Origin of the sequence: Mesorhizobium sp. M1428, assembly GCF_040317515.1 — a bacterium.
Classification (GTDB): Bacteria; Pseudomonadota; Alphaproteobacteria; order Rhizobiales; family Rhizobiaceae; genus Mesorhizobium.
Window position 1 is genome coordinate 50,566 of sequence record NZ_JAMYKT010000017.1, and the last position, 18,232, is coordinate 68,797.

General features: G+C 62.2%; 21 protein-coding genes. 13 read left to right on the plus strand and 8 right to left on the minus strand.

The annotated features are described in order from the left end of the window. Positions 1-48 precede the first annotated feature (48 nt). The 5 genes from pstC to phoB are packed head-to-tail and all read left to right on the plus strand — an operon-like array spanning position 49 to position 4,139. Positions 49-1,038 (plus strand): phosphate ABC transporter permease subunit PstC, encoded by a 990-nt coding sequence (gene pstC / locus NKG60_RS22475; protein WP_352634128.1) that lies wholly within the window; start codon positions 49-51, stop codon positions 1,036-1,038. Positions 1,039-1,041: 3 nt separating this feature from the next. Then, positions 1,042-1,893 carry a phosphate ABC transporter permease PstA gene (pstA, locus tag NKG60_RS22480; RefSeq protein WP_023678532.1) on the plus strand — a complete coding sequence of 284 codons (852 nt, stop codon included), beginning with the start codon at positions 1,042-1,044 and terminating at the stop codon, positions 1,891-1,893. After that, positions 1,890-2,693, plus strand: coding sequence for a phosphate ABC transporter ATP-binding protein PstB (gene pstB, locus NKG60_RS22485; RefSeq protein WP_292655560.1), 804 nt, complete (start codon positions 1,890-1,892; stop codon positions 2,691-2,693). Before pstA ends, pstB begins: the two co-directional genes overlap by 4 nt. A gap of 32 nt (positions 2,694-2,725) precedes the next feature. Continuing rightward, positions 2,726-3,433 (plus strand): phosphate signaling complex protein PhoU, encoded by a 708-nt coding sequence (gene phoU, locus NKG60_RS22490; RefSeq protein ID WP_254816572.1) that lies wholly within the window; start codon positions 2,726-2,728, stop codon positions 3,431-3,433. 16 nt (positions 3,434-3,449) lie between these two features. Then, entirely contained in the window at positions 3,450-4,139 is a 690-nt protein-coding gene (phoB, locus tag NKG60_RS22495) for a phosphate regulon transcriptional regulator PhoB (RefSeq protein WP_352666354.1), read from the plus strand. A 9-nt stretch (positions 4,140-4,148) separates the two neighbouring features. Here the strand turns inward: phoB and NKG60_RS22500 are convergent, their stop codons facing one another. Beyond that, positions 4,149-5,393 carry an ROK family protein gene (locus NKG60_RS22500; protein ID WP_352867108.1) on the minus strand — a complete coding sequence of 415 codons (1,245 nt, stop codon included), beginning with the start codon at positions 5,391-5,393 and terminating at the stop codon, positions 4,149-4,151. A 286-nt stretch (positions 5,394-5,679) separates the two neighbouring features. Here NKG60_RS22500 and xylF point away from each other — a divergent pair, with 286 nt between their 5' ends. The 4 genes from xylF (at position 5,680) to NKG60_RS22520 (ending at position 10,814) form a co-directional block, all read left to right on the plus strand. Continuing rightward, the gene (gene xylF, locus NKG60_RS22505) at positions 5,680-6,720 is read left to right on the plus strand and encodes a D-xylose ABC transporter substrate-binding protein (protein WP_292655550.1); all 1,041 of its coding nucleotides are present in this window, start codon (positions 5,680-5,682) and stop codon (positions 6,718-6,720) included. Positions 6,721-6,862: 142 nt separating this feature from the next. Next, on the plus strand, positions 6,863-8,191 hold the full coding sequence (locus NKG60_RS22510) for a sugar ABC transporter permease (RefSeq protein WP_352867111.1): 1,329 nt from the start codon (positions 6,863-6,865) through the stop codon (positions 8,189-8,191). Between the two features lie 77 nt (positions 8,192-8,268). Beyond that, a complete protein-coding gene (locus tag NKG60_RS22515; protein ID WP_352975610.1) occupies positions 8,269-9,063 on the plus strand; it encodes an ATP-binding cassette domain-containing protein in 795 nt (264 codons plus the stop codon). A gap of 128 nt (positions 9,064-9,191) precedes the next feature. Then, the gene (locus tag NKG60_RS22520) at positions 9,192-10,814 is read left to right on the plus strand and encodes a CHASE domain-containing protein (protein WP_352666360.1); all 1,623 of its coding nucleotides are present in this window, start codon (positions 9,192-9,194) and stop codon (positions 10,812-10,814) included. Between the two features lie 100 nt (positions 10,815-10,914). Here the strand turns inward: NKG60_RS22520 and NKG60_RS22525 are convergent, their stop codons facing one another. From NKG60_RS22525 to NKG60_RS22545, 5 genes are all read right to left on the minus strand, one after another. Continuing rightward, complete coding sequence (locus NKG60_RS22525; protein ID WP_006328050.1) at positions 10,915-11,160, minus strand: YMGG-like glycine zipper-containing protein; 246 nt, start codon at positions 11,158-11,160, stop codon at positions 10,915-10,917. Between the two features lie 196 nt (positions 11,161-11,356). Then, positions 11,357-11,527, minus strand: a complete 171-nt coding sequence (locus tag NKG60_RS22530) for a hypothetical protein (protein ID WP_023678539.1) — start codon at positions 11,525-11,527, stop codon at positions 11,357-11,359. Between the two features lie 140 nt (positions 11,528-11,667). Then, positions 11,668-12,702 (minus strand): sensor histidine kinase, encoded by a 1,035-nt coding sequence (locus tag NKG60_RS22535; protein ID WP_352666362.1) that lies wholly within the window; start codon positions 12,700-12,702, stop codon positions 11,668-11,670. A 191-nt stretch (positions 12,703-12,893) separates the two neighbouring features. After that, positions 12,894-13,058, minus strand: a complete 165-nt coding sequence (locus NKG60_RS22540) for a DUF1328 domain-containing protein (protein ID WP_023678541.1) — start codon at positions 13,056-13,058, stop codon at positions 12,894-12,896. A gap of 224 nt (positions 13,059-13,282) precedes the next feature. Further along, positions 13,283-14,077 (minus strand): response regulator, encoded by a 795-nt coding sequence (locus NKG60_RS22545; protein WP_352471123.1) that lies wholly within the window; start codon positions 14,075-14,077, stop codon positions 13,283-13,285. Between the two features lie 221 nt (positions 14,078-14,298). Between NKG60_RS22545 and NKG60_RS22550 the strand changes: the two genes are divergently transcribed. Continuing rightward, positions 14,299-14,502, plus strand: coding sequence for a NepR family anti-sigma factor (locus NKG60_RS22550; protein WP_023720919.1), 204 nt, complete (start codon positions 14,299-14,301; stop codon positions 14,500-14,502). A 3-nt stretch (positions 14,503-14,505) separates the two neighbouring features. Beyond that, positions 14,506-15,057: a sigma-70 family RNA polymerase sigma factor gene (locus NKG60_RS22555; RefSeq protein WP_023678544.1), complete on the plus strand. Its 552-nt coding sequence runs from the start codon at positions 14,506-14,508 to the stop codon at positions 15,055-15,057. A 30-nt stretch (positions 15,058-15,087) separates the two neighbouring features. Here NKG60_RS22555 and NKG60_RS22560 read toward each other — a convergent pair whose 3' ends face one another. Further along, positions 15,088-15,408, minus strand: a complete 321-nt coding sequence (locus tag NKG60_RS22560; protein ID WP_502903417.1) for a response regulator — start codon at positions 15,406-15,408, stop codon at positions 15,088-15,090. Between the two features lie 287 nt (positions 15,409-15,695). Here NKG60_RS22560 and NKG60_RS22565 point away from each other — a divergent pair, with 287 nt between their 5' ends. After that, entirely contained in the window at positions 15,696-16,022 is a 327-nt protein-coding gene (locus NKG60_RS22565) for an ElaB/YgaM/YqjD family protein (RefSeq protein WP_352666437.1), read from the plus strand. A 10-nt stretch (positions 16,023-16,032) separates the two neighbouring features. Beyond that, complete coding sequence (locus NKG60_RS22570; RefSeq protein ID WP_352666367.1) at positions 16,033-16,524, plus strand: hypothetical protein; 492 nt, start codon at positions 16,033-16,035, stop codon at positions 16,522-16,524. 43 nt (positions 16,525-16,567) lie between these two features. Here NKG60_RS22570 and NKG60_RS22575 read toward each other — a convergent pair whose 3' ends face one another. Continuing rightward, positions 16,568-18,091, minus strand: a complete 1,524-nt coding sequence (locus NKG60_RS22575) for a sensor histidine kinase (protein WP_352666369.1) — start codon at positions 18,089-18,091, stop codon at positions 16,568-16,570. Positions 18,092-18,232: the final 141 nt, after the last annotated feature.

Sequence of the window (18,232 nt, forward strand, 5' to 3'; positions counted from 1 at the left end):
GAGGGCGTCGACGGCGCCCTCCCTGTTGCCTTTAATCGCGAGGACCCAATGACCATCGCTTCCGATGCCATGCCATCATCCGCAGCAGCCCGGGCCAGGGAAGCTACGGTGCGGCGCTTCGCGCTCACAGATGCCATATTCCGCGGTCTCACCCGCGCTTCCGCAATTCTTGTGCTGGTCATCCTCGGCGGTGTCGCGATCTCGCTGTTTGCCGGCTCATGGCAGGCGCTGTCCTCCTTCGGTTTTTCTTTCCTGACGACTGAGAGCTGGAATCCGGTCACGGAAAAATTTGGCGCACTGGCGCCGATCTACGGCACCCTGGTAACGGCGGCCATCGCCATCCTGATCGCGGTCCCGATCGGCATCGGCATTGCAATCTTTCTCACCGAGCTCTGCCCGCGCCCGCTCAGGCGCCCGATCGGCATAGCGGTCGAGCTATTGGCCGGCATTCCCTCGATCATCTACGGCATCTGGGGCCTGTTCGTGTTCGCGCCGTTCCTGCAGACGACGATACAGCCCTTCATAATCAACATCTTCCACGGCGTGCCGGGACTATCCAGCCTTTTCGCCGGCCCTCCTTACGGCATCGGCCTTCTGACCTCGGCGCTGATCCTCGCCATCATGGTGCTGCCCTTCATCACCTCGATCACCAAGGACGTCTTCGATACGGTGCCGGCGGTGCTGAAGGAATCGGCCTACGGCATCGGCTGCACGACATGGGAAGTGACCCGGCGCGTGGTCATTCCCTATACCCGCATCGGCATCATGGGCGGCGTCATGCTTGGCCTCGGCCGGGCGCTCGGCGAGACCATGGCGGTGACCTTCGTCATCGGCAACGCCCACCGCATCAGCGCCTCTCTGTTCGCGCCGGGCACGACCATCTCGGCCACCATCGCCAATGAATTCACCGAAGCCGACGGCGATCTCTACACCTCCTCGCTGGTTTCGCTCGGCCTGATCCTGTTCGTCATCACCTTCCTGATCCTTGCCGCCGCCCGCTATATGCTGATGCGGATCGACGCCCGTACGGGAGCCTGACCGATGTCGACATCCTCATCGCTCCACAGCCGCCGCAAAGCCAGGAATTCGGTGATGATGGCGCTTTGCGTCGTCGCCGCCGGCATCGGGCTTGCCTGGCTGGCGCTCATCCTCGGCGCGCTGGTCTATAAGGGCACGGCCGGGCTTTCGCTTGCGGTCTTCACCGAGATGACGCCACCACCGGGCGAGGCCGGCGGCCTGCTCAATGCCATTGCGGGAAGCCTGCTGATGACGATCATCGCTGTTGTCGTCGGCACGCCGATCGGCGTGCTGGCGGGAACCTACATGGCCGAATATGGACGTTTCTCGCGCATCACCACCGTCGTCCGCTTCATCAACGACATCCTGTTGTCGGCGCCGTCGATCATCATCGGCTTGTTCGTCTATGAGTTGATGGTGCGGCCAATGGGGCATTTCTCGGCCATTGCCGGCGCCGTTGCGCTTGCCATCCTGGTCATTCCGGTGGTCGTGCGCACCACCGAAGACATGCTCAACCTGGTGCCGAACGCATTACGTGAAGCCGGTGCCGCGATCGGCGCGCCGCGCTGGGTGGTGATCCGTTCGGTCGCCTACCGCGCCGCATTATCCGGCATCGTCACCGGCATATTGCTGGCGATAGCGCGCATTTCCGGCGAGACGGCGCCGCTGCTCTTCACCGCGCTCAACAACCAGTTCTGGAGCAGCAATATCAACGCGCCGATGGCCAGCCTGCCGGTGACCATCTTCCAGTTCGCTCTCAGCCCTTACGAGGAATGGCAGCAACTGGCGTGGACCGGCGCACTCATAATCACCCTGACGGTTCTGGGCTTGAGCATCCTCGCCCGCAGCCTTACCGGACGCAGAGAGGACAGATGACACAGATGTTGTCCCCGGACATGACGATGACCGAAACGGTCGCCGAGAAGACGAAGATCGAGGTCAAGAACCTCAACTTCTACTACGGCCAGAGCAAGGCGCTAAAGGACATCAGCCTGTCGCTGCCCGAGCGCAGCGTCACGGCCTTCATTGGGCCTTCGGGCTGCGGGAAATCGACGCTGCTGCGTGTGTTCAACCGCATCTATGAGCTCTACCCGAAACAGACAGCCGAGGGCCAGGTGCTGCTCGACGGCAAAAACATTCTCGACCGGTCGCAGGATCTCAACCTCCTCAGGACCAAGATCGGCATGGTGTTCCAGAAGCCGACGCCGTTCCCGATGTCGATCTACGAGAACATCGCCTTCGGCGTCAGGCTCTACGAAAACCTCGGCAAGTCCGAGATGGACGGCCGCGTCGAACAGGCGTTGAAGCGCGCCGCGCTGTGGAGCGAGGTCAAGGACAAACTCAACGCCAGCGGCTTGAGCCTGTCCGGCGGCCAGCAGCAGCGGCTCTGTATCGCCCGCACCGTGGCCGTGAAGCCGGAAGTCATTCTGCTCGACGAACCGGCGTCCGCACTCGACCCATTGTCGACCGCCAAGATCGAGGAACTGATCGACGAATTGCAAGCCGACTACACGATCGTCATCGTCACCCACAACATGCAGCAGGCGGCGCGCGTGTCGCGCCAGACCGCCTTCATGTATCTGGGTGAACTGGTCGAGTTCGACCGGACCGAGAAGATCTTCACGTCGCCCCGCGAGAAGCGCACGCAGGATTATATCACCGGCCGCTTCGGCTGAGCCGTTCCGATCATGCATATGAGGACAGGACCATGGGCGAACACACAGTCGCTTCTTTCGACGAGGATCTCGAGCAGATCAGCAAGCTGATCCGCGACATGGCCGACCTCGCCGGTTCGATGGTCGGCGGGGCGACCAAGGCCCTGTTGAATTCCGACAACGTGTTGGCGCAACGCGTCGTTTCCGACGACGCCATCATGGATGCGCGTCAACGCGAACTGGACGACCGCGCCATCACCCTGATCGCCAAACGCCAGCCGATGGCCCACGATCTTCGCCATGTGGTCGGAGCGATCCGCATGGCCGGCGACCTCGAACGCATCGGCGACCTTGCCAAGAATATCGCCAAGCGTGTGAGTGCGGTCGGCCTCAGCGTCACGCCGCGCGACTTGTCGCATTCCATCGACGCGATGGCGCAGCTGGTGCTCATCCAGGTGCAGGGCGTCATCGAGGAGTATGCTGCAGGCGATGCGGCCGCGTTGGCCAAGCTGCGTGCCGCCGACGAGCGCATTGACGTCAAATACACGTCCGTGTTCCGCGAGCTATTGACCTACATGATGGAAGATCCGCGCAACATCACCGCTTGCACGCACCTGCTGTTCTGCGCCAAGAATCTGGAGCGGATCGGCGACCATGTCACCAACATCGCCGAAAATGCGTATTATGTGCTGACCGGCGAGCAATTGCCGGTCAATCGTCCGAAGCAGGACGAAACGACAATGTCCGCGCCGGTGACATGATGGGGGTGCCCAGCTGATGATCGCACCACGAGTAATGGTGGTGGAGGACGAGGAGCCGTTGGGTGTGCTGCTCCGCTACAATCTCGAATCCGAAGGCTACCAGGTCGAGGTGGTGACACGCGGCGACGAAGCCGAGATCCGTTTGCAGGAGAATGTGCCCGACCTTCTGGTGCTCGACTGGATGATACCAGCGGTTTCCGGCATCGAGCTCTGCCGCCGGTTGCGGGTGCGCCCCGAAACCGAGCGGCTGCCGATCATCATGCTGACCGCGCGCGGCGAGGAGAGCGACCGGGTGCGCGGTCTTTCGACCGGCGCCGACGACTATCTGGTCAAACCGTTTTCTACACCGGAATTCATGGCCAGGGTCAAGGCGCTGCTGCGCCGCGCCAAGCCGGAAGTGCTGTCCAGCGTGCTGAAGGTCGGCGACATCGTGCTCGATCGCGAATCGCACAGGGTCTATCGCAAGAAGAGCGAGATCAGGCTCGGACCGACCGAATTCCGGCTGCTGGAGTTTATGATGCGGCATCCGGGCCGCGTCTTCTCGCGCAGCCAGTTGCTCGATAATGTCTGGGGCGAGACGATCTACATCGACGAACGCACAGTGGACGTCCATGTCGGCCGGCTGCGCAAAGCCGTCAATAACGGCCGCATGCCGGATGTCATCCGCACCATCCGCGGTGCCGGTTATGCGATCAGGGAAGATTGATCCGCCTGGTCAGGCGACGTTCTTTCGGACGCCGGGCCTCATTTGCGCGCCCGGCGCGAAAATCTCCTGGTCGACGAAGCTTAACGCCCGCATCGCGCAGCCTTCGCGGATCAGCGGCAATTCGTTCGGCTCAGTGTCGAAAGAGATCGAGCCGGAATGCTGGCCGCCGGCGGTCTGTGCGATTGCCTTGCGCAAGGCCGGCTCGATCAGATCGAAGGCGGCGGCACTGGCGCCGACCATCGCGACCGGTGCCGGATCGATCAGCGCGAACAGCGAGCCGAGACCGAAACCCAGCGCTTCGCCGGCCTTGCAGTAGGCCTCGCGTTCCGGCCCATCTTTCTCGCGCGCCCGGGCCGCCAGGGCGCGCATGTCGGCGTCGCTGACGTCGGCGACCGGTTCGCTGTCTTCGCTCATCTGCCTGGCGTTGCGCCAGATGGCGTAGTTGCCGGCATAGGCCTCGATGCAGCCGCGTCGTCCGCAACGGCAGAGCGCGCCGCCTGGACGATGGATCATGTGGCCAAACTCGCCGCCCGAGGAATGCGTGCCGGTGAACAGCTCGCCCTTCAACACTAGCCCCATGCCGATGCCATGCGAAAGCAGGATGGCGATGAAGTCGTCGCGATAGCGGTCCGGCTTGCGCCAGCGCAGAGCCACCGCCATCATATTGCAGTCGTTCTCCACCGTTGCCGGGATGCCGAATTCGTCCTCCAGCATGTCGGCAAAGGCAATGTCGGTCTGCGGCGTGATCGGCGACCACAGCATGGCGCGTGCAGGGGAGTCGGTAATGCCCTGGATAGCTAGGGCGATGCGGGCGACACTGCGGACGTCAAGGTCTGGATCCTCAAGTCGGCGCCGGACGATGGCCATGCATTCGCGGATCAGTTCGTCGCGCGGCATGGTCAGCGTGTCCAGCCGGCGCTGTTCCTCGGCGACCACCTGTCCCGCATAGTCGATAATGGCGGCCGACAGGAAATTCAGCGACAACACCACGGTCAACACCGCCGCAGCTTCCGGGTTGAGGGCGAGGCCGACCTGCGGACGACCGCGTTTCAACGAAACGGGCTCGCTTGCCTTGCTCTCGGCGAGGATGCCTTCCCGTATCAGGTCGGAGGAGATCGCCGATATGGTCGAATGGCTGAGGCCGGTGGTTGCTGCGATCTCAGTACGCGATGGCTGGCCGGCCCGGCGCACCGCCGAGATCACCATCGCCCGGTTGCGCCGGCGCAAATCGTCATGGCGGATTCCGACCGACATCGTTTTGCTTTCCTCCCGGTTGCCGCGGCCGCTCATGAACCGGAAGCCGTCGGTAATGTCCGACAAACAGTGTCGGATGCAGGCAAATAGTGTCAGATGCGGGTGGCGCTGTCATCGTTTATTCCGACGCTCGAAAAAACTCGCAAAGTCATCAAAATCCATCAGAATCGATGTTGACAGCAGCCGGAGATCGGGCCAGTATTTTTTCGAGGCTCGAAAAAATTAGAGCTTCTAAGCTGGTCTTTGAGCCAATTGGTCACGCCGTACGCGGCGCAGGGAGGATATGATGAAGAAATTCACGACCGCCATTCTGGCGGGTGTCGCCATGACGCTGGCGCTGGCGTCGGTGGCGCAGGCTAAAGACAAGGTCATCGGCGTTTCCTGGTCGAACTTCCAGGAAGAGCGCTGGAAGACCGACGAGGCCGCAATGAAGGCGGCCATCGAGGCCGCCGGCGACAAGTATATTTCCGCCGACGCGCAGTCCAACCCCGGCAAGCAGCTCACCGACGTCGAGAGCCTGATCTCGCAGGGCGCCAACGCACTGATCATCCTTGCGCAGGACGCCTCGGCCATCGGGCCGGCCGTGCAGAAGGCGCTGGACGAAGGTATTCCGGTTGTCGGCTACGACCGGCTGATCGAGAACAAGGACGTCTTTTACCTGACCTTTGACAACAAGGAAGTCGGCCGCATGCAGGCCCGCGAAGTGTTCAAGGTGAAGCCGGAAGGCAACTACGTCTTCATCAAGGGCTCGGGTGCCGATCCGAATGCCGATTTCCTGTTTGCCGGTTCGATGGAAGTGCTGAAGGACGCTATCGACAGCGGCAAGATCAAGAATGTCGGCGAGGCCTATACCGACGGCTGGCTGCCGGCCAACGCCCAGAAAAACATGGAACAGTTCCTGACGGCGAACGACAACAAGGTCGATGCAGTGGTCGCGGCCAATGACGGTACTGCCGGCGGCGTCGTCGCAGCATTGACGGCGCAAGGGTTGGCTGGATCTGTTCCGGTCTCGGGCCAGGACGGCGACCACGCCGCGCTGAACCGCATCGCGCTCGGCACACAGACTGTGTCGGTGTGGAAGGATGCGCGCGAGCTCGGCAAGAACGCCGCCGAGATCGCCTCGCAACTGGCCGACGGCAAGCAGATGACCGACATTGCCGGCGTGAAGGATTTCACCACGCCCGGCGGCAATACCGTCAAGTCGCTGTTCCTGACCCCGGTCGCCATCACCAAGGATAACCTCAACGTCGTCATCGACGCCGGCTGGATCAAGAAAGAAGAGGTCTGCGCCGGCGTGGCGGCGGGCACTGTTGCAGTCTGCAACTGAGCCGACGTTTCCGAGACGTCCGAACGCCGCGGCCGCTCGCCGCGGCGTTTTTTCAACAAGAGTTGTTTTTCCGCTTCCGGCGGATAACTTCTAGGCCGCTTCCGGCATCCGCGGCAGACGGCAACCCGGCGGGAGAAACATGATGACCGACACGACTTCCAACACGCCGGTCGACAGCACGGCAGACCGGGCGCGTGAATCCGAGCTCGGCATCGTTGCCCGATTTCTCAAGGCAACCGAACTCGACACGCGCATGCTCGGCATGGTCGGCGCGCTGCTGGTCATCTGGGTCGGGATCCACATACTCTCGGGTGGGCTTTTCCTCACGCCGCGCAATCTCTGGAACTTGTCGGTGCAGACCTCCTCGGTCGCGATCATGGCGACCGGCATGGTGCTGGTCATCGTGATGCGCAACATCGATCTTTCGGTCGGCTCCGTCGAAGGCGTGATCGGCATGGTGATGGGCGTGGCGCAGGCCGAATTCCTCATCCGCGTCATGGAGTTCCAGCTTGGAAATCCCTGGATATGGATCATCGCGCTGGCTGCCGGCGTGGCGCTCGGCCTCCTGATCGGCGCGTTCCAGGGCTTTATCATCGCCTATCTCGAGGTTCCGGCCTTCATCGTGACGCTGGGCGGCCTGCTGGTCTGGCGCGGCATGGCATGGTTGATGACGAGCGGGCGCACCGTCGCGCCGCTCGACGCCACCTTCCAGCTCATGGGCGGCGGGCCGCGTGGCTCGATCGGCGCAACCGCAAGCTGGATCGTCGGCATTCTCGCCTGTGTGGGCGTCGCCTTCATGCTGCTCAACGGCCGGTCGCAGCGCAAGCGGTTCAAATTTCCGCTGCGCCCCGTCTGGGCGGAGACCCTGCTCGGTGTTGTCGCCTGTGCCGCCATCCTCGGCGCTGTCTGGATCGCCAATTCCTATCCCTGGCCGATCGGCATCGTTCGCCAGTACGCCCAGCGGAACGGCATCACCCTCCCCGAAGGCGGGCTGTTCATCGCCCATGGCATCGCCATACCGGTGCTGATCGCTGTCGCAGTCGGCATCGTCATGACCTTCATCACCAAACGCACCCGTTTCGGCCGCTATGTCTTTGCCATTGGCGGCAACCCGGAAGCGGCGGAACTCGCCGGCATCAACACGCGCTGGGTGACCATGAAGGTGTTCATGATCATGGGCGTGCTGGCCGCGATCAGCGCGGCGATTGCTTCGGCCCGCCTCAATGCGTCGACCAATGCGCTGGGGACCCTGGACGAACTCCTGGTCATCGCGGCGGCGGTGATCGGCGGCACGTCGCTCGCCGGCGGCTCCGGCACAGTGCTCGGCGCCATGCTCGGCGCGCTTTTGATGCAGTCGCTGCAATCCGGCATGGTGCTGCTCGGCATCGATTCGCCGCTGCAGAGCATTGTTGTCGGCGCCGTGCTGGTGGTCGCGGTGTGGCTCGATACCGTCTATCGCAAACGGGTCTGAGCATGATCCCGCAAGGTGGAAACCGGTTGTCGGACAAGATCATGCTCAAGCAGGATCTATAGGGAGGAAGAACAAGCATGGCAGACAAGACCGCTCCCACGCCGCTGATCGACATGCGCAACATCTCCATCGCCTTCGGCGGCATTCGCGCCGTCGACGATGCCTCGGTCGATCTTTTCCCGGGCGAAGTGATGGCTTTGCTCGGTCACAACGGTGCCGGCAAGTCGACGTTGATAAAAATCCTGTCCGGCGCCTACAAGCGCGATGCGGGCCAGATTTTCGTCAACGGCGAGGAGGCTTCGATCTCCAATCCCCGCGACGCCAAGAAGTACGGCATCGAGACGATCTACCAGACGCTGGCGCTGGCCGACAACGTCGATGCGGCCGCCAACCTGTTTCTCGGCCGCGAGCTGATGACCGGCTGGGGTACGCTCGATGACGTCGCCATGGAGGCCGAGGCGCGCAAGGTGATGGGCAGGCTCAATCCGCGTTTCCAACGCTTCAAGGAGCCGGTCGTAAAGCTTTCAGGCGGCCAGCGGCAGTCGGTTGCGATCGCCCGCGCCATCCTGTTCAACGCCCGCATCCTGATCATGGACGAGCCGACGGCGGCACTCGGGCCGCAGGAGACGGCGCAGGTCGGCGAACTGGTCAGGCAGCTCAAGGCCGACGGCATCGGCATTTTCCTGATCAGCCATGATATTCACGACGTGTTCGAGCTTGCCGACCGCGTCTGCGTCATGAAGAACGGTCGGGTTGTCGGCACGGCGCGCACGACCGACGTCACCCAGGACGAAGTGCTCGGCATGATCATCCTCGGCAAGTGCCCACCCGGCGCCCTTCCGGGGCCGGGAGCCCTGAAGATTGCCGCATGAATGAGAATTAGCCGGCTAATCACAAGCCGCCAAAATGTGCCAGCCGTCACCATGCTTTGGCCTCGCCATTGTGTTGGCGTCGGGACTTGCCCATAAAGAGCCGAACCGTCCACGGGACGTATCAGCCATTGAAGAAGCTTTTTCCGACTGTCGCTTTTATCGCCGTCGCGCTGATCAGCCTGACGATGGCGGGTTTTGCGTATTTTGCCACCCAGGAGGCGGCCCGCATTAAATTCGACGCGACGGCGGACGACGCGCTTAACCGGATCGAAAGCCGCATCGACCTGGACCTGTCGCTGCTGCGCTCAACCCGGGCGCTGTTCGACGCGCGCAATGGCGGTATCTCGCAAGGCGAGTTCAAGGCTTTCTTCAACGCGCTCGACATCAACAATAATTTCGCCGGCCTGCGCGGCATCGGCTTCCTCCGCCTGGCGAAAACGGGCAACGAGGCGGCGGTCGAGCGCGACATCCTGCACGATCACGGCGCAAGCCATCCGATCTATCCCGACACGAACTTACCGTGGCGCACGCCCATCGTGCTGTTCGAACCGCTGGATCCGTCCAACAAATCCAGCATCGGCTACGACATGTTCACCGGGCCGGCGCGGCGCGAGGCGATCGAAAGGGCGATGGCCGACGACCAGCAGCACGCCAGCGGGCTGGTGCAGCTCGGCAAGGATACGGGTGCCGCGCAGACCTTTACCGGGTTCCTGGTCTTCGTCCGGCTCAATGTCGAAACCGCGCCGGACGCCGTGAACGCGTCGAGATCCTCGACTGCCGGCTTCCTTTATGCGGCCTTCCGCGCCCGTGATCTGTTCCAGGCCGCGCTCAGCCGGGCACCATTGCTGCCGGTCAATACCGAGATCTATGACGGCACGGTGGACAGCGACAACCTGCTGTTCCAGTCGGAAACGCCGCCTGTTTCGGGCCTCGGCGACAGGCTGCTAGTCACCCGCAAGATCACCGTCGCCGGCCGGCCGTGGGTCGTCCTGTTCAGGCCGACAAGTGCTTTCTCGCAACCTTCCTCGCGCGCCATCCCGGTGATGCTCGGATTGTTCGGACTGCTGCTTGCGGGCGCCATCGCGCTGGTGGCCCGCTATCAGGAGCGGGCCTATGAGGCGGTCTCGCTGCTTCACGAAACGACCGAAAAGAGCCTGCTGGAAAAAGACCTGATGCTGCAGGAGATGAAGCATCGCATCAAGAACTCGATCACGCGGGTGCTGGCAATCGCGCGCCAGACAGCATCGCACACCACCGACGTCCAGGAATTCTCGGCTTCTTTCTCGGCCCGGCTGCAGGCGATGGCGGCTTCCCAGGACATGCTGACGCGCTCACGCTGGCAGAAAGCCGATCTCGGCGACCTGCTGCGCATCGAGCTTGGCCAGGTGTTCGGCAGCGAGCTTCCTGAAGGGCTGTTGTCGGGACCGGAGGTTCTTCTTGACGAAAAAACGACGCAGGCACTCGGCCTCGTTTTTCACGAACTGGCGACGAATGCGCTGAAGCACGGCGAAGCCGGCAATTCAGTCGGTGCGCTGAAGGTCGACTGGTCGCTCGAAGGCCGCGGCGGCGCCCGGACATTGGCTCTCAACTGGCGTGAGGCCGGTCAGAAGAAGCTCGAGACACCGGCAAAGAGCGGTTTTGGCACCAGGCTGATCGATCTCAATGTCACGCGCGAATTGCGTGGCACAATCAGGCGCGATTTTCACGAAGATGGCTTGAACGTGGAAATCAAGGTTCCGCTGCCGGCCTGAAACCGCCGTCTCGTGGGCCGCATCGCGACAGCGCCTTGGAGGTGCAAACGCGGAGACAGGTGGCCTGTCTCCGCGTTTGCTGTTCGCCTGGAGCTCGAAACTAGTTGCAGCGAGCTGTGTAGATCCGGCCGTGACGATCTCTGTACTGGCAGTAGCCATTTTGCAGACGGCGAACGAGCAGACCGCCAATCGCACCAGCGCCGGCGCCGATCAAAGCGCCCTTGCCGCCGCCGACAGCGCCACCAATGAGTGCGCCGCCCACAGTGCCGATACCCACGTTCTCTTCCGTGGTGGTGCAGCCGCTGACCGCAACCACGGCAACCATGGCAATAATCATCTTCCGCATGGAGTCATCCTCACTTTTGTCCTCACTTTAATAAGCTCCAGCCGCCATTTAGCACGAAAGTACGGCCTTCGCCCGCACGATTTCATTGTTGATTAAGATAGTCTTTTTCGGGGCGTGCGCCGTTCGATGCTACCACGAACTTGGAAATCTCCAAGGACGCATCGTTTCAAGCCGATCAAGCAGAGGCGAGTTCGATTCAGATCAGTTGGGACGCGGCGGTCAGAACGATCGCGGCCATAAGCGCGACGGCGGCGAAGCGGAGGGGCGAAGCACGAGGCGCGGGCGCTGCGGACGCGTCGGGATCCTGAAAACCGCCCATCGAGACGCGAGCGGCCTGTTCCAGTCTGTTCAAGTCGGCAGCCGTCAAGGCCCATTCCTTTCATTTTGTGCCAAACTCAATCGATGTCCGGCGGATCGGCACGTTCGGGCAGGATCGGACTTTATGGTGAACAGTCGGTTAAGATTTGGCGATGCGCAGCATGTCTTCTCGCGGCGACCGCCGTTCGTTCAATCCGTCTCGAAATTGCCGTGTGGAACGACAAGGCGGTATTCGAGGCGGTTCCCGGTGATCTCAAGTGTCGCCGTTCCATTCAATGAAGTGGGCACGACGCGTTCGAGCGCGACGCTGCCAAAACGTTTCTCGCTGCGCTGATTGTCGTTGGCTCCGATCACTTCGGCCCATGTCAGTGACAGCGCAGGCTCGCCAGCGGAAGCTGCCGTCAGATCGGCCGTCACCTCGACGAAACCGTCGCTGCGCGACAGTGCGCCATAGCTGACCGAATTGACGGCGAGCTCATGCATGGCCAAGCCGATGTGCAAGGCGGCATTGGGGTTGAGATATGGATTTGCGCCGCGGAAACGCAGGCTGTGCAAGGGATCCGCGCCGTACCTGCCGACCTGACCGGAAACCAGCTCGCGCAGCGACGCTCCCCGCCAGTTGGATGACGTAACCAAATCCTGCGAGGAGGCCAGCGACTGCAATCGGCCCCGGAAACGCGTCAGGAAATCGTCAATGCTGCCGGAATAACGGCCCGTCTGGGTGGCGATGCTCTGGATGATGGCCAAAAGGTTCTTGGAGCGATGACTGACTTCGCGCAGCAGCGCCTTCAACGTCTGCTCCCGGCGTTTCTGCTCGGTTGTTTCGACCATGGTGGTCACGACGCCCTGCACCGCGCCGGTCTCGCTGCGGTCGGCGTCTATCCACACCTGAAACCAGCGGGCGCCGTCATCGGCCGGCACGCTGAGTTCGAGATGTTGAGGATTGCCGGAGACGATGACGTCGTGCTTGGCGGCGCCGATACGCTCGGCCTGCGCCGACGGCAAGATGCCGTTGTTGTCGGAGGCATCGGAAGTCCATGGGGCGCGCATGTTGCGCGCCCACACCGTCTTCATCTCGCGATCCTGGTACAGGACGGAAATCCCGGCATTGTGCAGTGCATGGAGAAGGGCCCGGCCAAGCTGCATCCCGCTTTCGGCGGGATGCAAAGCGATGATCTCATCACTCTGGCCGCGGTCTTTCATTTTTCCGACTCTGGAACGCATCGGTCAATTTGCTCAACCCATGTCGGGCTGAACGGCTCGCGGAAGAATGGGTTCCAAAAGGAGGAGCCTCGTATCAAGCCTTAAAAAGCGGTCCGCCGAGCGGCATCCCGTTGGAGGACACTGCCCGGCGGTGGCTGGAAACCGTTTGAGGGGTGCGGCTTCCAGTGTTCGCTCGAATGGCCGCTTGGCATTCACGCTCGTCTGATCAGGCCGGCAATAAGCGATATGATCAGGAAGGCGAGAAAGATGAAGAACAATATCTGTGCTATGCCGGCCGAGGTACCAGCGATGCCGCCGAAACCAAGCGCACCGGCGATAATCGCCACGACGAGAAATACGAGCGCCCAGTAAAGCATGATCGATCTCCTTCCAATGCTGCGGTGAAAACGTGATTCGCCTCCGTTTGTTCCACCATTTTCCGAAAAAGACGATGCCGAAAATCTTCAGGGCCCGAATTGCCGCGGTGTCTGAAAAAGGTCCAGTTGATTGCCCCAGTTGGTTGGCAGTGAGTTGAGCCGGCATCACGCCCATCTGATCCGAGGGAGCGGCTATCCCGGCGGCAGCTCGGCCGCCGGCTGTTTCATGCCGCGGCTTTCGCGTGCCGGTCAAAAAACAGGGCCTGGCTGATAAGCGCCTTGACCATGTCCGGATTGAACGGCTTGGTGACGAGGAAAGCCGGTTCCGGCCGCTCGCCGGTGAGCAGGCGCTCGGGAAAGGCGGTGATGAAGATCACCGGCACCGAGGTCGACGACAGGATCTCATTGACGGCCGCGATGCCCGAACTGCCGTCGGCGAGCTGAATATCGGCAAGCACCATCTTTGGCCTCGCCTTGCCGAACATCGCCACCGCCTCGGCATGGGTGCGCGCCGTTCCGACGACGCGGTGGCCGAGGCTTTCGACCATTTCTTCGATATCCATGGCGATCAGCGGCTCATCCTCGATGATCAGCACGTCGGTTGCCACCTGACGGGAGATCTCGTTGCTCGCCTGCGCGAGGAGTTCGGAGAATTCCTGTTCGTCGACGTCGAGAATCTCCGCCGCCTCGTCTTCGCTGAAGCCTTCGACCGCGACCAGCAGAAAGGCTTGGCGGGGACGAGGCGCAATTGCATTCAGATTGGCCGCGGCGCGCTGTTCCCATGCCGACTGGGCATGCTCCTGCGGAACGCGAATGGCCACCGAGGTGAAGAGCTTGGCAAAGACCTTGTAGAGCGCGATGCGGTCGTTCGATGCGTTCGGAAAGATATCGACATCGGCAATGATGGCCTCGAGCATTGCGGCGACCAACGCGTCGCCGCTCTCCTGCGATCCGGATACGGCGCGCGAGAAGCGGCGCAGGAACGGCAGGTGCGGAGCGATGGTTGCTGATAGGCTCATATCGGACGTCTCCCTCATATGACGTGATTGCATGTTCATGTTATAGCTAAAAACGGTTCGCAAGCCCAAAGTTAGAAACGCGGGTTGCGCGAAAAAGTTCCGGTCATGCGGAACTAAGTATGGGGGCTGGCGTTTAGGGCGGGGTTGGGCAACCAGACGAGGCTGCCGCTTGCCGTGCGTTATGTGTTGAAGGGCGGCTCAAGGCTGGGACAAAGGGCGAAATGAAGAACATGACGAAAGCTACCACGGCTGGCGTGGGCAACGGGCGCCGGGCTGCTTCCCGCGACCCGCTTGGGCCGAATTCGGAAATCGGCCGCAAACTCAAACAATACTACGACGAGCTGGTCTCCGACAATGTGCCGGATCGCTTCGCCCAACTGCTCAGCCAGTTGGAAAAGGCCGAACCTGTACAAAAGAAGGACTGAGGCATGGCGGCCGTCTCCCAGGGCTTCAAGACCGACTTGCTCGGCTCGATCCCGAGCCTGCGGGCTTTTGCCGTGTCGCTGACGCAAAACGCCGACAAGGCTGACGACCTGGTGCAGGAAACGTTGGTCAAGGCCTGGGACAAGCATGAAAGCTTCCAGCCCGGCACCAATCTGAAGGCATGGCTGTTCACAATCTTGCGCAACGAATTCTATTCGCAGATGCGCAAGCGTGGCCGCGAGGTGCAGGACAGCGATGGCGTCATGACGGCCAGGCTTGCTGTTCATCCGGCCCAGCACGGCCAGCTTGACCTCGAGGACTTTCGGGGCGCGCTCGAGTTGCTGCCCGAAGACCAGCGCGAAGCCATTATCCTCATCGGCGCGTCGGGCTTCTCCTACGAGGAAGCGGCCGAGATCTGCGGCTGCGCCGTCGGAACGATCAAGAGCCGCGTCAGCCGCGCCCGCACACGGCTGCAGGAAATCCTGAAGATCTCCGGTGAAGACGAATATGGCCCGGACGCAATTTCGGCTCAGGTAACGGGATCGACGGCTGCGTGAAGCGCGGGCGTGTTCGAACCGCTCCGCGCCTCAGCGAAGCGGCGTGCGCCTGCAGGCCGTTACCACTGCCTCAACGAGATCGTCTCCCGAATAGGGCTTGGTGACCAGCCTGACGCCGGGAAAAGTTTTCTTGATCTCGTCGGTATCCGAATAGCCCGAGGCGAACACGAACGGGATGCCCGCTTCACGCAGCCGCGAAGCAAATTGGAGCGTCGAAACGCCGCTCAGCATGAGGTCGACGATGGCCACATCGAACTGCGCGGCAATGTCTTGCTGTTCGATCTCGGTCAGATCACGGGCGATGACCACATCCAGCGCGCCGTAGTCGCGGCAAAGCTGCTCGATATCCATGGCAATCAGGAACTCATCTTCCAGGATAAGAATCCGCAAACCGTCAAGCGATGGGCGCACGCAGCAATATCTCCTCAAACGCGTCTCTATCGTGAAACGGGGAAGTCATGATGGTTATTTGGCATGCTGTCATTTAAAAAAAACGCGCTGGCGCGGATGCGTCGGCCCCGGCCCATGCAAGGCATTTGCAACGCGCGCTGCCGGAGATAGGGTTAGAAGAGGTTCGTGCCGGAACCTTGGGGTCTGTCGGGCGTTTCGACCGAGCAAAAAGCATGGAGAGTGAAGCAATGGCGACTGCCACAGGAAAGGCCGCGAACGAAGCCCGCACGAATTCCGATATTGAGGCCGACATCGCACAACTGAAGGCCGACATCGACCAACTTACCAAGCTGTTGGCCAAAACTGGCGAACATGGCTATGGAGCTGCAAGGCGAGCCGCCGCCGAAAGCGTCGAGCAGTTGCGAACCCAGGGCGAGGCGGCCTTCGACAGCCTGCGCAGCAACGCCAGGGACATCGAGGCGCAGATGATAGCCCATATGCGCGAAAAGCCGGTGACTTCGCTGGCGATCGCCGCAGGCGTCGGATTCCTCTTCGCGCTTCTCGCGCGCCGCTAGTTCTGCACGCATGGGAATGCTTGCATCGCTGATCTCGGGCATCGCCTCGGGCGAAACCATTGCAGCGGTGCAACGCGCGCGCGTCGCTGCGATTGTCTATTCGGTCGCAGCGCTCGCGGCGCTGTGCGGCCTCGGCTTTCTCGTCGGGGCGGCCTATATCTGGGCGGTGGCCCGCTATGGGCCGATGGCAGCTTCCCTGAGCTTCGGGATCGGCTTTCTGGCAATCGCCGGTCTCATCTTGCTCGTTTACCGGATATCGGCCGGCTCGCGCGCCAGGCGCCGGGCGAAGCGACGCAACGCCGACATGAAGGCTATCGGCATCACTGCGGCACTCGCCGTGCTGCCGGCGCTGCTCAAGGGCAAAGGTGGCCTGGCGAAGGGCGGGTTGGGCGCCATTCTCGGCCCGGCGATAGCACTCGCTGCCTACGCCATCTACCGCGAGAACGTGAAGCGCGGCTCGGATGATCCGGATACCGGCAAACGGGATAGTTCGGAGGGATAGTTCGGGGCAAACGATTCTGGCGCCCGGTCGCAAAATGCTGGCGTCACAAATCGAGCGGAATCGATATTTCGGCAACCACGCCATCCGGCCGGAATTCGTGGGTCACCTCGCTGGAAATGACCTTGGCCAGGCTGCGGCGGATCAGGATCGAGCCGAAGCCATGGCGTTCGGGCGGCGCAACGCGTGGGCCGCCGCTTTCGCGCCAGGCCAGCAACAGACGCCGTGCACCCTTCCCGCCTTGTACCTTCCAATCGAGATCGACCTTTCCGGAGGAAACCGAGAGCGACCCGTATTGCAGTGCGTTGCTTGCCAGTTCATGCAGGATCAGTCCGAGCCCGACTGCCTGGTCGGGTGAGAGCAGGACATCGGCGCCGGAGATCGCCATCCGCGATTGTCCGGCGGCTTGGAACGGCTTTACCTCGATCTGCACCAGCTCGCGGATGCCGATGCCGCGCCACTCGCGGTCCGACAGCAGGCTGTGCGCAACGCCCAGTGCCTGCAGCCTGGCGCCGAAGGCTTCGAGGAATTCGCTTGGCTGGCGGGCATGGCGAACGGTCTGCGTCGCCAGCGCCTGTACGGTTGCCAAAGTGTTCTTGACGCGGTGATTGAGCTCGCGCAGCAACAGTCGTTGACGTTCGTCGCCAAGCTTGCGTTCGGTGATGTCGTAATTGACGCCGAAGATCAGCGTCGGCTTGCCCTCGCCGTCGCGCTCTATGACGCGGCCGCGCGTTGCGATCCATCGCGGCGGATCGAGGCCTTTGACACGGTATTCGCCAAAATAATCGTCGCTGCCGGTCAGCGCGTCGCGAAAGCGTGTTTCGGTCTGGTGAACGTCGCGCGGGTCGATGGCGGTCAGGATGTCGCGCGCCCTCAGCCGGTTCGACTTCGGCAGGTTGAACAATTCAGACAGCAGGACATCGCAGTCGATCATGTCGCTGCGGATATCCCATGCCCAGCTGGCAAGCGAAGCCGCGTCGAGTGCGATAGCGCGCCGCTTTTCCTCTCGAACCAGTGCGGCCTTGGCTATCGCCGCGCTACGTGTTGCATCCTTCAGCGTGAACAGGCTGGCGGCGAGGCCAGCCAGCGCCGACAGCTGGTCGAGTTGGACAGAGGAGGGACGTGCGTGCGGCTTCCGGTCGAGCACGCACAGCGTGCCGATCAGCGCGCCGTCGATTACGATCGGCACGCCTGCGTAAAAGCGGATATGATGCTCGCCGGTGACCAGCGGATTGGCTTTGAACCGCAGATCCGCAGCCGCGTCGGCCACCACCATCGGCACGTTGCCGGCTGCGATGGTATAGGCGCAGAACGATGTCTCGGTTGCGGTTTCGGTCTCGTCGAGGCCGATACAGGACTTGAACCACTGCCGCTCGGCGTCGACCAGCGTGATCAGTGCGACAGGCGTTTGCATCGCCGAAGCGGCAAGACCGCCGATACGATCGAAATCAGGGTCGGCAGCCCTGTCCAGCGCGTCGAGGCCGTGCAGCACGGCAAGACGGTCCGCGGCGCCCACCACACGGCGAATATCGGCCGGCAGGCCCGGCGTGTTCTGGCTATTGTCGTCCACTATGCCCCCGGTGGCCGGCTCCGCTGATTGGTCAGGCCAACCGGCCGGTTTGCCGCCTTGCAGAGCCGGAACTTTCGCAGCGGGGGACCGTTACCAGCCAACGCCCCGCTAGTCATGCCTGCCGGCGCCAAATATGGAGCC

Bases quoted from the DNA above. Each gene is read 5' to 3' on its own strand.
- pstC (WP_352634128.1), top strand. From the start codon at position 49: ATGACCATCGCTTCCGATGCCATGCCATCATCCGCAGCAGCCCGGGCC.
- phoB (WP_352666354.1), top strand. From the start codon at position 3,450: ATGATCGCACCACGAGTAATGGTGGTGGAGGACGAGGAGCCGTTGGGT.
- NKG60_RS22525 (WP_006328050.1), bottom strand. From the start codon at position 11,160: ATGCGGAAGATGATTATTGCCATGGTTGCCGTGGTTGCGGTCAGCGGC.
- NKG60_RS22500 (WP_352867108.1), bottom strand. From the start codon at position 5,393: ATGTCGGTCGGAATCCGCCATGACGATTTGCGCCGGCGCAACCGGGCG.
- NKG60_RS22555 (WP_023678544.1), top strand. From the start codon at position 14,506: ATGGCGGCCGTCTCCCAGGGCTTCAAGACCGACTTGCTCGGCTCGATC.
- NKG60_RS22570 (WP_352666367.1), top strand. From the start codon at position 16,033: ATGGGAATGCTTGCATCGCTGATCTCGGGCATCGCCTCGGGCGAAACC.
- NKG60_RS22510 (WP_352867111.1), top strand. From the start codon at position 6,863: ATGACCGACACGACTTCCAACACGCCGGTCGACAGCACGGCAGACCGG.
- NKG60_RS22535 (WP_352666362.1), bottom strand. From the start codon at position 12,702: ATGCGTTCCAGAGTCGGAAAAATGAAAGACCGCGGCCAGAGTGATGAG.
- NKG60_RS22560 (WP_502903417.1), bottom strand. From the start codon at position 15,408: ATGGATATCGAGCAGCTTTGCCGCGACTACGGCGCGCTGGATGTGGTC.
- NKG60_RS22545 (WP_352471123.1), bottom strand. From the start codon at position 14,077: ATGAGCCTATCAGCAACCATCGCTCCGCACCTGCCGTTCCTGCGCCGC.
- pstA (WP_023678532.1), top strand. From the start codon at position 1,042: ATGTCGACATCCTCATCGCTCCACAGCCGCCGCAAAGCCAGGAATTCG.
- NKG60_RS22540 (WP_023678541.1), bottom strand. From the start codon at position 13,058: ATGCTTTACTGGGCGCTCGTATTTCTCGTCGTGGCGATTATCGCCGGT.
- phoU (WP_254816572.1), top strand. From the start codon at position 2,726: ATGGGCGAACACACAGTCGCTTCTTTCGACGAGGATCTCGAGCAGATC.
- pstB (WP_292655560.1), top strand. From the start codon at position 1,890: ATGACACAGATGTTGTCCCCGGACATGACGATGACCGAAACGGTCGCC.
- NKG60_RS22550 (WP_023720919.1), top strand. From the start codon at position 14,299: ATGAAGAACATGACGAAAGCTACCACGGCTGGCGTGGGCAACGGGCGC.
- NKG60_RS22515 (WP_352975610.1), top strand. From the start codon at position 8,269: ATGGCAGACAAGACCGCTCCCACGCCGCTGATCGACATGCGCAACATC.
- xylF (WP_292655550.1), top strand. From the start codon at position 5,680: ATGAAGAAATTCACGACCGCCATTCTGGCGGGTGTCGCCATGACGCTG.
- NKG60_RS22565 (WP_352666437.1), top strand. From the start codon at position 15,696: ATGGCGACTGCCACAGGAAAGGCCGCGAACGAAGCCCGCACGAATTCC.